This is a genomic window from Arthrobacter methylotrophus (genome assembly GCF_039539965.1).
GTDB lineage: Bacteria > Actinomycetota > Actinomycetes > Actinomycetales > Micrococcaceae > Arthrobacter > Arthrobacter methylotrophus.
Map to the genome: position 1 here is coordinate 2,379,564 of NZ_BAABED010000001.1, position 13,511 is coordinate 2,393,074.

Below are 13,511 nucleotides of genomic sequence, written 5' to 3' on the forward strand. Positions count from 1 at the left end.
TGTAGCTCCCGCCGGGAGTTCCCTAGGTTTCAAGGAAGATGCCATGGATCTGCGTGAACGTATTAACACTTCGAAAATGTCGCCATATCAGTGGGCCATCATCGGCATGTGTGTCCTGCTTAATGCCCTCGATGGCTTTGACGTACTGGCAATGGCTTTCACCGCCAACGGCGTCACCAAGGAGTTTGGCCTGACAGGCTCCGAACTGGGGGTCCTGCTCAGCGCGGGGCTCGTAGGCATGGCCATCGGATCCCTTTGCCTCGCCCCACTGGCCGACATCATCGGGCGGCGCCCCATGATCATCGGCTCGGTGGGCGCAGCAGGCGCCGGCATGCTGCTGGCAGCCACGGCTGGCAACATGGCACAGCTGAGCATCTGGCGATTCCTGACGGGCCTGGGTGTTGGTTGCATTCTTGCCTGCACCAACGTCATCGCCAGCGAATACTCCTCCAAGAAACGCCGTGGACTGAGTATCAGCATCTACACCGCCGGCTACAGCATCGGAGCCACCCTTGGCGGCGCCGCGGCCGTCTACCTCCAAAGCCAGTACGGCTGGCGCTCCGTCTTTGTCTTCGGCGGCATCTGCACGCTCAGCATCCTGGTGGTCCTGCTGTTCCTCCTGCCCGAATCCGTTGACTTCCTCATGACGAAGCGGCCCCGCAACGTCCTGGACCGCCTCAACCGGATCGCCCGCAAGACCGGTCACCCCGAGGCCACCGTCCTCCAAGACGTCCAGATCCTCGCCAAGTCAAAAACCAACCCCATTTCTGACCTGCTGACTCCTGCCAACCGGCGCTCCACGCTTCTTCTCTGGGTAGCGTTCTTCACCACAATGTTCGGTTTCTACTTCGTCAACAGCTGGACCCCGCGACTCCTGGTCACCGCAGGCATGACGGAAAGCCAAGGCATTACCGGCGGCCTGATGCTCACCCTGGGTGGGATATTTGGCGCGGTCCTCTACGGCGTCCTCGCCACCAAGTGGAACAGCAAGATCGTCCTCGTGGCCTTCACAGTGCTCTCAGCCGTCATGATCGTCGTCTTCATCTCTTCCGCGTCAGTGATCCTGCTCGCCCTGGGTGCCGGCGTCCTCGTGGGCATGCTCATCAACGGCTGCATCGCCGGCCTCTACACGCTCGCTCCTTCCCTCTACCCCGCCTCGGTCCGCAGCACAGGCGTCGGATGGGGCATCGGCATCGGACGGATCGGAGCCATCATTGCCCCGCTTATCACCGGCGCCCTCCTTGATGCATCCTGGTCCGCCGTACAGCTCTACCTCGCCGTCGGCGTCGTCGTGCTTATCAGCGCCGCAGCTGTCGGAATGATCCGGACCAAAGAACCCACCAAGAACACGGCCTCCGCGGAGGAACTCACCGAAGTCTGATCACGACGAACGGCCTGAATCTATAGTGCACAAATAGTGCCAGAGGCCCGGAGCTCGGCGAAGGCACACCCTTGACCCACCAGCCGGCCGCGATGCGGACGCCCACCAAGTGGTTCAAGCGCAGCGAAAACTGGGCTCCGTTGCCCACTTTCACTGTGCCATCAGGCGTGGCATCCTCGAAGGTGTAAGCAGCAGGATGTTTGCAAAGCAGAGGTCCCGTAATCCTTTCAGGATGCGGGCCCTCTGCTTCGTCATGAGCCCAAATGGGATGGCTTTTCACTGCACTGCGTCAAGCAGCGTCCCCATGGGCTGCCGTCGATCAGTTAGCTGCTGCCGCACCAACAGCGCCTCGGCGCTTCGGAACGCCAGCCATACAGGACAGCTCGTGACTACGTCGTGCGACATATAGCGATCAAGAAGGCGTAGGTCCGAAATTTCGTCTGAGTTGGCTACACCCCAAACAGACGTAAACCCGGCGTGAAACGATCCCAATGGATACGTGTCAGGCTGGGGTCGAAATTGACATTTCTTGACACATGGATGGTGGACTCTTAGAGTTTCCCTGACACCATGGGGAGACAATGACTGGCCAGACTTTCGGCTATATACGGGTCAGCACACTGGACCAGAACACGGTCCGGCAGCTCGACGGCGAGCATCTCGACCGGGTTTTCATGGACCGCGCGTCGGGGAAGGACCAAAACCGCCCGCAGCTGGAAGCAATGATAGATTTCGCCCGAGACGGCGACACCGTCCTGGTGCACTCCATGGACCGCCTGGCCCGGAACCTCGATGACCTCCGCGCCATCGTCCGCCGGCTGACCGAGAAGAAGGTGCAGGTCCGGTTCGTGAAGGAGAACCTGACCTTTACCGGAGACGAAACCGCGATGGCGACGTTCCTGTTGTCGGTGATGGGGGCGTTCGCCGAGTTCGAACGGGCCCTCATCCGGGAACGGCAACGTGAAGGGATCACCCTGGCCAAAAAGGCCGGCGTCTACAAAGGCAGGGGCAAGGCGCTGAACGCCGGGCAGGCGGCCGACCTGGTACGGCGCGCCGCCACCGGAGAGGCGAAAGCCGCACTCGCCCGGGAATTCGGGGTCAGCCGCCAAACCGTCTACCAATACCTTCAACCGGAACCCCAGTAGAGCACCACAGACGAATCGTGCAGGGTGTACTGAGCAAATGGACGCCTCCGTGCAAACGAGTAAGGAAGATCCGCCGCTCAGCAGCCGCCTGCGCAACCCCGGAAGATCAGCTCACCCGCGCAAAAGACTTTGGGTATGACACCCGCGCACTAACCAAACTTGGGCGGCTCACGACACCTTCAGGAGGACCGGGTCTAGATTGCCCCTGACGACACTCTCAGGAGGACCGGGCCTGCACTGGCCGCGACGTTCACCATCGGCTCCCTCCTGTGGACCGCCGGCGCAGGTTAGCCAGACAGCCGGGGTGTGCGGCGCGCCGTGTCCGGCAGCGACAGGACAAACAGGCCGGCCAACAGCTTGTCGAGAAGCGCAACAGCGGTAATGACGAGGGTGTTCCACGACAAGTAGACCGTGAGCTGACCGGCGTCGACCGGGCAACAAGCTGCCGAACCCTTCCCTTTTCACAAGCCCGGTATATGCGGCTGCTTGCGCTGGTCTGTGACTCTCAGCGATAAATGGCGGTGTCAACGGCAACTTAGAAATGACCGGTGGCGGCATGTTGGTTTGCCCGTCGGGGCGAGTTCTAGTGATCGTTGCAACGCCCCCGAATAATCGGGAGTCGCAACACCCATGGAATCACCATCGAAAAATAGTCTCTCCTTAAGGAAAAATCCTCCTTTTACGGAAGAACAGGGTTCGAGGGCCGGGGAACCTGGGAAGCGTTCCCAGCAGTCCCACACCCGTGCGCAAAGACAGGATTTCCTGTCCGCCGTTGCGCGTCTGGGAACTGTCGCCGCCGCGGCTCAGGAGCTCGGCATCAACAGGAGCACGTGCCAGAAGTGGGCGAACGCCGCCGGGATCAGGCCGCAGCGCCAGTACAGCCAGGCGGACAAGGACCACTTCTATGCCGTTCTGGACCGGACCGGCACCATCACAGCGGCCGCCCAAGAGCTGGGATTGAACATCAGCACCGCGCATAACTGGGCCGGCAAGGTCAACCCTGCCGGGAGAAAACCACGGGGAACTGCACGACTACGTGAAGACCAAGCTCCTCACCCGCTGGTCCCCGGAACAGATCTCGAAACTGCTGATCAAGGAATTTCCCGATGACGAGCAGATGCGCGCGAGCCCCGAAACGATCTACCAGGCCCTCTACTTCCAGGCCCTCGGTGGACTCAAACGCGAGGTCAAAGAGGCCCTGCGCAGCGGACGGACCCGCCGCAAGCAGCACAGGAATCCCGAGGAACGCACCAGCCGTTTCCGGGACCCGATGATCAACATTTCCGAACGCCCCGCCGAGATCGAGGACCGAGCCGTCCCAGGCCATTGGGAATCTCAATGTTTCTGTCAAGCCGCCTGAGCTTTGATCCCTGGCATTGGTTCCCGGTAGGCGGTGTGGTCGCGGAGCATGGCCCAGAGGACGTTGATGCGGCGTCTTGCGAGGGCGATGAGGGCCTGTTTGTGGGACTTTCCTTCTCCGCGCTTCCGGTCGTAATAGATTCTTGAGGCCGGGCTGTTCTTGAGGCTGGAGAGGGCCGCGAGATAGACACAGGACCCGGCCCGCATGGCCTGCTACCAGAACATCCTGGCGATCCCCGCCAGCAGACAAGACCGGCCTGGCGTGGCCCACCTGACCGTGGACCAGACGCGGCAACTGCTCGCCGCACCCGACCGGTCCACCCGGGCCGGCCGACGAGACGCGACGCTGCTGGCTACCCTCTACGACACCGCCGCACGGGTTCAAGAACTCGCCGACCTGACCGTCCGCGACATCCGCCTGGATCACCCCGCGATGGCCGCGCTGACCGGCAAAGGATCCAAGACCCGTCACATCCCGATCGACGACAACACCACGACGCTGCTGGACGCCTACCTCGCCGAGCAACAGCTGGATCGCTCCGGTAGTGAAGACCATCCGGTGTTCTTCAACCACCACCGCGCCAAACTCAGCCGCGGCGGCATCGCCTGGATCCTTCGCAAATACCAAGCACGGACAACAGATCCGGCACTCGCCAACGCCCGCCTGAGCCCACACATCCTTCGGCATACTCGGGCCATGCACCTCTACGACAGCGGCGTTCCGCTACCCTACATCCGTGACATCCTCGGCGACGTCGACCTCTCCACCACCGAGATCTACGCGAGGGCCTCCACCGAGGCCAAACGCAAAGCTCTCGAAGCCGTCCACGCCGACATCGTCACCGCCGACCGGCCCGAATGGAACCAGAACCCAGAACTGCTCACCTGGCTCGCCAGCCTCTAACCGCGCCAGGATTATGCGCAGTGTTCGGTCGTCACAACCGCCCCGACCCGCGGCAAACACCGGCCGCTACGCATAACCCAGGGCTGCTCATAGGGAGGGAACATTTCCCCGCTTCTGGCCAATATCGCCTTGACGGTACTGGACAAGCATTTCTGCGACCTCTGAGATGCCCATGGCACCTCGCAACGCAGGGATTCGCACCGGAAACGGGGCGGGGCCACGTATCGGATCATCCGCTACGCTGACGATTTCTGCGACCCCGCCAGTCCGTGGCAGCGCGGATCCAACGAGAACACCAACGGGCTGCTGCGCCAATATTTCCCCAAAGGCACCGACCTGAACGCCTACGGGCCCGAGGACCTCGAACACATCGCCCAGGACCTCAACGCCCGACCACGCAAGACACTGGACTGGGACACCCCGGCCGAGCGTCTACGTGATTTACTGATAGCCAGCTAAGCACGGGTGTTGCAACTGTGAGAGTTGTTTGTAGCTGGTCTGGGACTGGCTGGCAGGATAGGTACCGGCCGTTCCGCCCCGTGGAGGTGACTCATGTTGCGACTGACCCTCAGGGTGTCATTGGGTCGACTTGTCCGTCCACAGGTGGGTGGCCGGTACCCGTCCGGCCCACCTCGGTAGCTTAATCAGAAGATTGTCCACCCCTCGGGGCGTGACCCATCACAGTGCTGTTCCGACGTGATTCCTACCCGGACTGGTGCCGGCCTATAACGGCCACCACCCGAGTCCATCACAAAGGAAAAGTACGGTGACCGCCTTGTCTATCGTCGCGCATTCTCACCCATTTGTCGTGGGTGTCGACACTCACGCCCGCAACCACGTCTACGCCATCCTCGACGCCACCAACGGCGCGCTGCTGGATACGCAGTCATTCCCGACTACCGCAGCTGGCATCAACCGGGCTATCAAATGGGTGGCACGCCGCACCAACGCCGACGCCGATACCCTGTGGGTGATCGAAGGCGCTGCGTCCTACGGGGCGATCCTCGCGGGCACCGTGGCAACCCATGGATTCCCAGTCGCCGAGGCGCCGCGCATGGATGCCAAGAAGCGCCGTGGTGTGGGCAAGTCCGATGCTCTGGACGCCCACCAGATGGCCATGGCCGTTCTGCCTCTGCCGGCGGACAAGCTGCGCCGACCACGCCTTCACGACGGGGTCCGCCAGGGCGTGCGGATCCTGGTCACGGCCAGGGGATCCATGAGCAAGGACCGGACCCGGTCGGTCAACGCCCTCAACGCCCTGATGCGCGGCAACGACCTGGGCATCGATGCCCGCCAAAAGCTCACAGGCGCCCAGATCACGGAGGTCTCAAAGTGGCGTTCCCGCGAGGAAGAGCTCTCCCTGTCCATCGCCCGTGCCGAGGCCGTGCGGTTGGCCAGACATGTCCTGGCGCTGGATGAGCAACTCACGGCCAACGAGAACCAGCTGGACGACCTCGTGAAGGTCAGCGAGGCCGCACCGTTGCTGGAAGAGACGGGGTTCAGGGCGATCAGCGCCGCGAAGTGCCTCGCCGCGTGGTCACACAAGGGCCGGGTCCGCAACGAGGCAGCATTTGCCTCCTTGGCCGGGGTAAACCCGATCCCCGCGTCCTCCGGGAACACTGTCCGGCACAGGTTGAACCGGGGCGGTGACCGGTCCCTGAACAGTGCCTTGCACATGGTCGCGATCGTCAGGATGACCCATGACGGCGAAACCCGCGAGTACGTGGAGAAGCGACGCGCCGAGGGTCGTACGGACAAGGAAATTCGTCGTTGCATCAAACGCTACCTGGCGCGCCGCATCTACCGCGCGCTCAGCGCCGCGGCAATAGCGATGAACGCGGCTTGACAGACATAGAAGAGTCGACCCCTGGAAATCAAGTTGGCGGCAAGTGATTGACCGGGCGGCTGATCGCCAAGGGTCGCTTCTCGTAGGAGGCTTCCACGACGCGGTAGAAGCCCTATGCGGCGTCGGCGAAAACCGGCAAAGACACGGACATGCCTTGATCGATGGCCTGCTGGCCGAGTGCTTCCAGGAGCAGGGTTTTGCCGGTGCCGGAGGGTCCGCGGGTATCAGGTTTTCGCGCCGCCGCACCCACTCCAGGGTCCGCAGGAACGACGTCGTTGCGGGCGTGCGGCATCCGGGTGGTGCGCATCAGCCCGATCACGTTTTCCACCGCCGGGTCCGATAGCGGGCTGGGGGCAAAGGCTGTCGCGCTCATTCGGCGGCACCCAGACCATCTGACCCATCAAGGTTTCAAATTTGCGCTCAACCTCGACGTCGTTCTCTTCATCCTCAAACAGAACCTTCAGGTCGGCGACTCTTCCGTTCCCGGAGCTAGAACCCGGCCATACCTAGGTTGCCCCTGGGGACGCGCTCAGGAACACTTCGGCTGCTCATTCGCCCAGATGAACAAGTCCGCGCCCCTCAAGTCGGTCACCGTTGCTCTCCGGTGAGTTGCTCCCTTCCGAATCGGGCGTTGAACGCGATAGCGACCCGGTGGTGTTGCACCGGTCGGTCAGTGCCGCGGCCGTGAATTCCGATCCGTTGTCGCAGCGGACGTAGCTCGGTGCGGTGCCGGTTTAGGCGATGATGTCTTCCAGTGCCTCCACTGCAATGCGCACGACCGGTGTTCTTGATTCCCGATCAGCCTCAATTCTCATAGTTTCACGTCATGATTTGGCGCCTATCAAGTAACTAATGGTGTGGAGTTCGTTTCATGCCCGCCAGCAGTGACTGGATTTGCAGTCGTGGCTGAGGGTACTGCCGGGTAACGAATAGCAAAACGCGTCTTTGGAAAGCGTGCACGGAGGGGTCAAGCTCCACACTCCGTTGTGCCGAGCGTTAGCCGGTTTTCGTCAGCTCACCGTCAAAACTACCAAATTAGAAAAATGGGGAATCCTCTCGTGACCACTAAGATTCGTAAAGCATCTTTGGAACCGGTACCAACGTCCTAATACCCGGCGCCATACTGACCGGCGGAGCGGTCGCGGCAACCGCGGCAACGTACTACCCGGTCGTGAAACCCGCAAATACCAGGTACCCAAGGCGATGTTGGCGCAGAAATTACTAACATTTATCCTGCCCCGGAAACCGACTTGGCGAGTCCTACCTGAGCGCCCCGCCCAACGCTATCTTCGTCGGAACAAACGTCCACGGCGAAACCAAGTTTCAAGGCGTCTACGATGGAAATCCTTCAGTGGGAATGACAAACTGCACAACAACCAACGGGGGAAAGAACATGACCTGCGAGGGCCAAATCACGGTCCCCGCCACAGGCAACGGCAAACCAAGTGGCATAAGGTTCACAGTCCAGATCCAGCCGGGCGCAGCCGACGGCAAGCTCCACACCGACGCCGAGTTCAACTTGACAAACGGTCCAAGTGGACACCTGTCCGGCGGAATGTCCCAACTTCAGTACAGGACACCAACGGTAGCTGCCGTGCCCACGGTCGACCCGACGATTGGCACCGATGTAGCGGCCCCCGCTCTCCTAACTGCTGGCGGAGAGTACCTGAACCGCCGTCGCAAGAACGGAGAGACGGCTTGGCCACGTCCAAGACGCGCTAATCTAAGCTCCCCGAGAGTCAAGCCTCATATCGTTCAGCCCTAACTCTCGGGGAGTTCCGGAACCTCGCTCGCGAGCTCACACATCGTGCCCGCCAGCGGCGGCTGGATTCGCAGTCGTGGCCGAGGAGTCCTGGAAACGGAGCGGGAAATTCGCGGTACTGTTCCGGGTCCAGCCCTGGCCACGAACATGGCCATAACCTGAAACCGTCGTGACTGGTGGCTGGGAATGGTGATTGGGTCCTCCCTCCGCGGGAGAACAAAACGGCGGCCTGCCCCCTCGTGGACAGCTGTGCCCGCGGCGGGGGAAACGCGTGCCCTCCGGCAGCGGGGCCGGAGGGCACACAGTCCAAGAGAACTTACGCCGGTCGACGATTACTTCGCCGTGCCGACCGGCGGACTGGGGCGTCCTGGACGTTTGTTCAGTCCCGTAAGGGCCTGCGGTTGCTAAGCTGCAACGTCTTAGATTGCGGCGACGGCACGCCGACGACGGTTCAGGGCCACTGCGGCTCCCGCACCGGCGATAACGACTCCGGCACCGAGACCGACCATCGGATCAACCGCCGGGACCGCAGCCACTGCCGGTGTCATGTACTGCATATTAGTCTTGCCGCCACTGATATCGTTGCCCGAAGTGTTGCCTAGGCTGTTGGTCATATTGAATACACCGTCAGTGAACGTAGTGCTTGCCGGTGCGGCGGAGTTGACGGTTACAGGAGTAGTAAATTTCACGCCGCTGTACTTGTTGTTTCCAGCGGCCGGAATGGTGATGGCCCCATTGCACGTCATGTCCTTATTGCCGTTCGACAAAGTGCAATTTGTGAATGCCTTGTATGAGTTGGTGGACTGCACCCCCTGAACAAAATCGCTGCCCCACACATCGGTGCTGCTGAAGGTCGAATTTGACGGCGCCGTAAGGTAAAGGGTCACGGAACCCGTCCCCGCGGTGCCTACGTTGTTGAGAATCGTAGCTCCGACGTCGCCCGTTGCTCCTGGCGCAATCGTGTTTGCAGCATTGACAGTGGGGGCTGTAGTCGAGGCGCTTGCACCAACAGTTCCCATCACCATGAGGGCTGCAACTGCAAAGGTGGTTGTGGCAATCTTGCTTGTCATTCTCAGTGTGGTTCTCATTTTTCCTCCTTAGTTGTTCTTGCGTTGAACATCGACACTTCTGGCCTATTCGGTCCCTGTTTCATTCGAGATCACACTTCCGAGTAGTTCGATGCTGAGGCTGACTTGCTTGGGGGCGCTTTCAGCCAGCCCTGTCCGCTTCAGTGATTCCCATTCCGGGATTCACTGATGCATAGCGGCGGGGGGGCCCGAGTGTGACGGTATTCCGAAAACTTTCTTACGTTTCCCTGGCGACGGTTTCCCTCGGCCGTTTGGGGGGTGAAAGCGTGCCCTCCAGGAGGGGCCGAACGGCACACGGCCCAGGAGGTCTTCCGCCGGTCCACGATTACTCCACCGCGCGGATCAGCGGGCTGGATGCTTCCTGGACATTTGCTGAGTCCCCTAGTTTCCGGCGCCAGCACGGCGACGCCGGTTCGGGACAATTGCCGGCGCCCGTTCCCGCAACGAGCCCGACCAGCGGACCAACCAAGCTCATCAACTTTTAGCGTGGTGTCCTTCAAATGAAGGGGCTCGTAGCCCTGCGAGCATAGGTGTTGTCGAGACATCTATTGCTGAGGACTACGAGCCTTGTTACAGATTACGCAGACGTGTGATGCCGCGTCGATTCTGTTTAATTTGGAGGGCCATGTTGTGCTCTCTGCCGAGCGATCCGGTGCCAAGCGCACCGTGTTGGTCGAGCCCGTCGAATGGGAAGGCGCCTGCCCGGACTGCGGCGTGCTGTCGTCACGGGTCCAAGCCCGCCCGGTCCACCGCGTCCGAGACGTCCAGTGCGGCGGAGCGCCGGTGGAAGTGCTGGTCCGGAAGCGGCGGCTGGCGTGCTTGGAACCGGAGTGTCCGAGACGGTCCTTCGTGCAGACCGCTGAGGAGATTCCGCTGCGTTCGCGCTTGACCAGCAGGCTGGTGGCCGGCATCGTCGCCGGGCTGTCCACCGAGCTGCGTGCCGTGTCCCGGGTTGCAGCGGCCGCCGGCGTTTCCTGGACGACCGTCATGCGCGTCACTGCCGACACCGCTGTCCTGGAGGGAGGCGTGGACCGGTGCCTCATCCGCCGCCTGGGCGTGGATGAACACCGCTTCCGGCGGGTCCGGTATCTCAAAGACGATGCCGGCACGGTCACCCGGGTCGAGCCCTGGTCGATCGTGTTCACCGACCTGGATACCGGGGCGATCCTGGACATTGTGGACGGCCGCCGCGGTCAGGCGGTGCGGGACTGGATCCGTGCCCGGCCGCGGTGGTGGCGGAACAGGGTGGAACTGGTGGCTATGGATATGTCCACCGAGTTCCGCCGGGCCGTCCGTAAGGCCCTGCCCAAGGCGGGGATCACCGTCGATCATTGGCATGTGGTGGCCCGGGCGAACCAGATGGTCACCGAGGTCCGGCGGCGGCGCGCCCACGATCTACACGGCAGACGCGGCCGGGCCACGGATCCTGCCTGGAGGTACCGGAAACTGCTGACCTGCAACCAGGAAAACATGTCCGGCGCCCAGCGCGGACGGATGCAGGAAATCATCGCCTCCGACATCGAACTCGGCGTCGTCTGGGGCATCAAAGAACACGTCCGTCAGCTGCTGAAGACCGATCACATCGACGCGTTCCACCGCGCCTGGGCCGAACTCGAACACGCCGTGAAAGCAACCAGGATGCGTGAAGCCAAATCACTGTTCCTGACAATGAAAATGTGGCGCAGGGACCTGCTCACGTTCTGCAGGACCCGGGTGACGAATGCCCGCAGCGAAGCGGCGAACCTCAGCGCGAAAAACCTGAAGCGGGTGGCACGCGGATACCGGAACCACGAGCATTACAGGCTCCGGTTATTGTTGTACACAGCAGCCCAACAAGCGTGCTGAACACCTTCGCCACGCTAAAAGTGGAAGAGATTCCCTAACGCTTGTCAAGCGTTTTTTAGCCGTGGACGGCGGGCATGGTGAGTGCCCCGTCACCGTTGTTTCGCGGTGCGGTTTGTCTGGACGTCGCCTGTCGATGCGGCCGTGACGCGGCTGGTGAAGGGGCAAGCGTGCGGGGCGCGCCTGGTCAGCGACGGTGCAGGGACGTTGTTATCGGGTCAGGCGTTCTCGTTTGGCCGTGAGGGTGTGGGACCGTGACTGGGTGCGTTGCTTGGGCGTCACGGTGTACCGGGAAGCGATGAGTTCCTTCGCCGCCCGTTTGGTCAGGGGCCGCCCCTCGAGGTCGCGGAGCTCATACATCTGCCCCGTGGTGAGGGTCTTCCAGGTCCTTTCGGCCAGTTTTCTGGCCAGCGCGATGGTGGCCTGGGTGTGGCAGTGTCCGTGTTCGGTCATGAGGCGGTAATAGAACGCCGCCAGCTGGGGATCCATGGTCCGGGCGACGCTGGCGGCCTGATAGAACGCAAGACGCAGCGGTGCGGGGCCTTCCTTGTCGATGGCCCGGCGGGCCTGGTGCATGGTCCCCGATGACCAGTTCGAAGGAGTGATGCCGACGTAGTTGGCCGCTTTCTTGGCGCTGTCGAAGGCGGAGCCGTCGCCGAAATAGGCGCGGATGCAGGCACCCGTGGCCGGGCCGATACCTGGAAGGGACAGGATCAGCGGGTCATCACCGTAAAGCCGTTCCCACCACTGGCGGGCGTGGGAGGTGAACCGCTCCACCCGGACCCGGGACTCGTGCAGGTCCGTCAGGTGCTCGGTGACATCCACCGCCAGTGCGTCCAGGTCCAGGTGGCCTTCCCAGAAATCCGCCCATTGCCGGGCTGCGGTTTTGATGGCGGTGGCGCGGGCGGGGGTGTCGGCGACGTCACGGGTGTGTTCGGCGACCACGGCCGTCAGGGTGGCCGCGCGCGCCGACGCCAGGGAGCGCAGGTCGGGCCAGCGCCCCAGCACGGCCAAGGCTGTTGACTCGGATCCCGCGAACGCGGCCCAGACGTCCGGAAAGGCCCACCGGGCCAGGGACAGCAGCCGCCGCCAGTACCGGTTGCCGTCAATGACAGCTCCCGCCCGGCGGACCACGGCCCGGCGCAGTGCCAGCTGTCCTGGGGCTGCCAGAACCAGGCGGGGCGGGTCGAAAATTTCCCCGGCATGGGTCAGCACCTCGGAGTCAATGACGTCGGATTTGTTCTTGCCCATGATGGCTCCGCGCAGCCGCGAGGAATGGCGGGCCCCGATCATTTCCATCTGACCGCCGGCACGTTCGACCGCGAGGGTCAACGCCAGCCAGGTCATGGACGTCGGTTCCACGATCGCGGTCACCGGTGCCGGAACAGCGGCCAGCCGCTGCGAAAGGCGCTCCAGACCTGCCAGGGTCGGGTCGACCGTGAAACGGCTCAGATGCTCGGTTCCGTCATCGAAAAATTCGCGTAATGCGATGTGGTGCCGTGCCGTGATCGCGGCGTCGATACCGGCCACTGCCCGCACAAGGACGGCGGGTTTATCCTGATCCTGCATGATGGTTCTCCTTCTCGCATCGAATACGTGCGATGAGACAACCCGTCGTTGCCGGTCCACCAGCCAAGGCCACCAGTCGGGCATCCCACCTCGGGAGAACCGTCATGCGCCCATTCCAGCGCCTGGGGCGATCTCCCGCACACGCCCGCAACTGTTGAGGATGCCCTCGGATACGGCCTCCCGCGCTTGTGAGTTATCCGGTGCTGACGGAGGAACGCCGGTGCTGCGCACCGCCTCCCCTCCTTCACCAATTCCCTCAATCGGGTCTGCTTGGAAGACAGGCCGGGGGCAACGATCTCTTTCACGGGCCATGACACCCAGCCGAAAACCGGCACCACCCCGGCCCCTCCCAAGGCCACCGTAAACGACGACCACCACACCTCAACAGGGGGTACTTAAGGGATACAAGCCAACAAAACGGCGGCCTGCCCCCTCGTGGACAGCTGTGCCCGCGGCGGGGGAAACGCGTGCCCTCCGGCAGCGGGGCCGGAGGGCACACAGTCCAAGAGAACTTACGCCGGTCGACGATTACTTCGCCGTGCCGACCGGCGGACTGGGGCGTCCTGGACGTTTGTTCAGTCCCGTAAGGGCCCGCGGTTGCTAAGCTGCAACGTC

At 62.5% G+C, this 13,511-nt stretch carries 14 protein-coding genes and 4 pseudogenes; 9 read left to right on the forward strand and 9 right to left on the reverse strand.

What is annotated here, in order from left to right:
• The first annotated feature begins 43 nt into the window (after nt 1-43).
• On the forward strand, nt 44-1,381 hold the full coding sequence (locus tag ABD884_RS12560) for an MFS transporter (RefSeq protein WP_345046095.1): 1,338 nt from the start codon (nt 44-46) through the stop codon (nt 1,379-1,381).
• 276 nt (nt 1,382-1,657) lie between these two features.
• Here the strand turns inward: ABD884_RS12560 and ABD884_RS12565 are convergent, their stop codons facing one another.
• Entirely contained in the window at nt 1,658-1,786 is a 129-nt protein-coding gene (locus ABD884_RS12565) for a hypothetical protein (protein ID WP_345046096.1), read from the reverse strand.
• Between the two features lie 176 nt (nt 1,787-1,962).
• Here ABD884_RS12565 and ABD884_RS12570 point away from each other — a divergent pair, with 176 nt between their 5' ends.
• Nucleotides 1,963-2,526: a recombinase family protein gene (locus ABD884_RS12570; protein ID WP_345046097.1), complete on the forward strand. Its 564-nt coding sequence runs from the start codon at nt 1,963-1,965 to the stop codon at nt 2,524-2,526.
• A 660-nt stretch (nt 2,527-3,186) separates the two neighbouring features.
• Here ABD884_RS12570 and ABD884_RS12575 read toward each other — a convergent pair.
• Nucleotides 3,187-3,504, reverse strand: coding sequence for a hypothetical protein (locus ABD884_RS12575; RefSeq protein ID WP_345046098.1), 318 nt, complete (start codon nt 3,502-3,504; stop codon nt 3,187-3,189).
• A gap of 7 nt (nt 3,505-3,511) precedes the next feature.
• Between ABD884_RS12575 and ABD884_RS12580 the strand changes: the two are divergent.
• Nucleotides 3,512-3,859, forward strand: a pseudogene (locus ABD884_RS12580) (transposase); the annotation flags it as partial.
• A gap of 14 nt (nt 3,860-3,873) precedes the next feature.
• Here ABD884_RS12580 and ABD884_RS12585 read toward each other — a convergent pair.
• A pseudogene (locus tag ABD884_RS12585) lies at nt 3,874-4,071 on the reverse strand (IS110 family transposase); the annotation flags it as partial.
• Nucleotides 4,072-4,090: 19 nt separating this feature from the next.
• On the opposite strand from ABD884_RS12585, the gene ABD884_RS12590 reads away from it, so the two are divergent.
• From ABD884_RS12590 to ABD884_RS12600, 3 genes and pseudogenes are all read left to right on the forward strand, one after another.
• Nucleotides 4,091-4,789, forward strand: a complete 699-nt coding sequence (locus tag ABD884_RS12590; protein ID WP_345046099.1) for a tyrosine-type recombinase/integrase — start codon at nt 4,091-4,093, stop codon at nt 4,787-4,789.
• 249 nt (nt 4,790-5,038) lie between these two features.
• Nucleotides 5,039-5,248 (forward strand): annotated as a pseudogene (locus ABD884_RS12595) (IS30 family transposase); the annotation flags it as partial.
• 307 nt (nt 5,249-5,555) lie between these two features.
• A complete protein-coding gene (locus ABD884_RS12600; RefSeq protein ID WP_345036717.1) occupies nt 5,556-6,635 on the forward strand; it encodes an IS110 family RNA-guided transposase in 1,080 nt (359 codons plus the stop codon).
• A gap of 112 nt (nt 6,636-6,747) precedes the next feature.
• Here ABD884_RS12600 and ABD884_RS12605 read toward each other — a convergent pair whose 3' ends face one another.
• Nucleotides 6,748-6,942 carry a hypothetical protein gene (locus tag ABD884_RS12605; RefSeq protein WP_345046100.1) on the reverse strand — a complete coding sequence of 65 codons (195 nt, stop codon included), beginning with the start codon at nt 6,940-6,942 and terminating at the stop codon, nt 6,748-6,750.
• On the opposite strand from ABD884_RS12605, the gene ABD884_RS12610 reads away from it, so the two are divergent.
• On the forward strand, nt 6,935-7,243 hold the full coding sequence (locus tag ABD884_RS12610; protein WP_345046101.1) for a hypothetical protein: 309 nt from the start codon (nt 6,935-6,937) through the stop codon (nt 7,241-7,243). The two genes, ABD884_RS12605 and ABD884_RS12610, sit on opposite strands and share 8 nt — an antisense overlap.
• Here ABD884_RS12610 and ABD884_RS12615 read toward each other — a convergent pair.
• A pseudogene (locus ABD884_RS12615) lies at nt 7,233-7,399 on the reverse strand (IS3 family transposase); the annotation flags it as partial. The gene ABD884_RS12610 and the pseudogene ABD884_RS12615 overlap by 11 nt on opposite strands.
• A 587-nt stretch (nt 7,400-7,986) precedes the next feature.
• On the opposite strand from ABD884_RS12615, the gene ABD884_RS12620 reads away from it, so the two are divergent.
• On the forward strand, nt 7,987-8,400 hold the full coding sequence (locus ABD884_RS12620; RefSeq protein WP_345046102.1) for a hypothetical protein: 414 nt from the start codon (nt 7,987-7,989) through the stop codon (nt 8,398-8,400).
• 416 nt (nt 8,401-8,816) lie between these two features.
• Here ABD884_RS12620 and ABD884_RS12625 read toward each other — a convergent pair whose 3' ends face one another.
• Together ABD884_RS12625 and ABD884_RS12630 are read right to left on the reverse strand one after the other, a co-directional pair.
• A complete protein-coding gene (locus ABD884_RS12625) occupies nt 8,817-9,485 on the reverse strand; it encodes a hypothetical protein (protein WP_345046103.1) in 669 nt (222 codons plus the stop codon).
• Nucleotides 9,486-9,810: 325 nt separating this feature from the next.
• The gene (locus ABD884_RS12630; RefSeq protein ID WP_345046104.1) at nt 9,811-9,960 is read right to left on the reverse strand and encodes a hypothetical protein; all 150 of its coding nucleotides are present in this window, start codon (nt 9,958-9,960) and stop codon (nt 9,811-9,813) included.
• Between the two features lie 92 nt (nt 9,961-10,052).
• Between ABD884_RS12630 and ABD884_RS12635 the strand changes: the two genes are divergently transcribed.
• Nucleotides 10,053-11,330: an ISL3 family transposase gene (locus ABD884_RS12635; protein ID WP_345046105.1), complete on the forward strand. Its 1,278-nt coding sequence runs from the start codon at nt 10,053-10,055 to the stop codon at nt 11,328-11,330.
• A gap of 207 nt (nt 11,331-11,537) precedes the next feature.
• On the opposite strand, the gene ABD884_RS12640 is transcribed toward ABD884_RS12635, so the two are convergent.
• Both ABD884_RS12640 and ABD884_RS12645 read right to left on the reverse strand, forming a co-directional pair.
• Complete coding sequence (locus ABD884_RS12640) at nt 11,538-12,896, reverse strand: IS110 family RNA-guided transposase (protein WP_345046106.1); 1,359 nt, start codon at nt 12,894-12,896, stop codon at nt 11,538-11,540.
• Nucleotides 12,897-12,998: 102 nt separating this feature from the next.
• On the reverse strand, nt 12,999-13,127 hold the full coding sequence (locus ABD884_RS12645) for a hypothetical protein (RefSeq protein WP_345035412.1): 129 nt from the start codon (nt 13,125-13,127) through the stop codon (nt 12,999-13,001).
• Nucleotides 13,128-13,511 lie beyond the last annotated feature (384 nt).

Coding starts and splice junctions, on each gene's coding strand:
- ABD884_RS12560 (WP_345046095.1), top strand. CDS start 44: ATGGATCTGCGTGAACGTATTAACACTTCGAAAATGTCGCCATATCAG.
- ABD884_RS12565 (WP_345046096.1), bottom strand. CDS start 1,786: ATGTCGCACGACGTAGTCACGAGCTGTCCTGTATGGCTGGCGTTCCGA.
- ABD884_RS12570 (WP_345046097.1), top strand. CDS start 1,963: ATGACTGGCCAGACTTTCGGCTATATACGGGTCAGCACACTGGACCAG.
- ABD884_RS12575 (WP_345046098.1), bottom strand. CDS start 3,504: ATGCGCGGTGCTGATGTTCAATCCCAGCTCTTGGGCGGCCGCTGTGAT.
- ABD884_RS12590 (WP_345046099.1), top strand. CDS start 4,091: ATGGCCTGCTACCAGAACATCCTGGCGATCCCCGCCAGCAGACAAGAC.
- ABD884_RS12605 (WP_345046100.1), bottom strand. CDS start 6,942: ATGCGCACCACCCGGATGCCGCACGCCCGCAACGACGTCGTTCCTGCG.
- ABD884_RS12625 (WP_345046103.1), bottom strand. CDS start 9,485: ATGAGAACCACACTGAGAATGACAAGCAAGATTGCCACAACCACCTTT.
- ABD884_RS12630 (WP_345046104.1), bottom strand. CDS start 9,960: ATGAGCTTGGTTGGTCCGCTGGTCGGGCTCGTTGCGGGAACGGGCGCC.
- ABD884_RS12640 (WP_345046106.1), bottom strand. CDS start 12,896: ATGCAGGATCAGGATAAACCCGCCGTCCTTGTGCGGGCAGTGGCCGGT.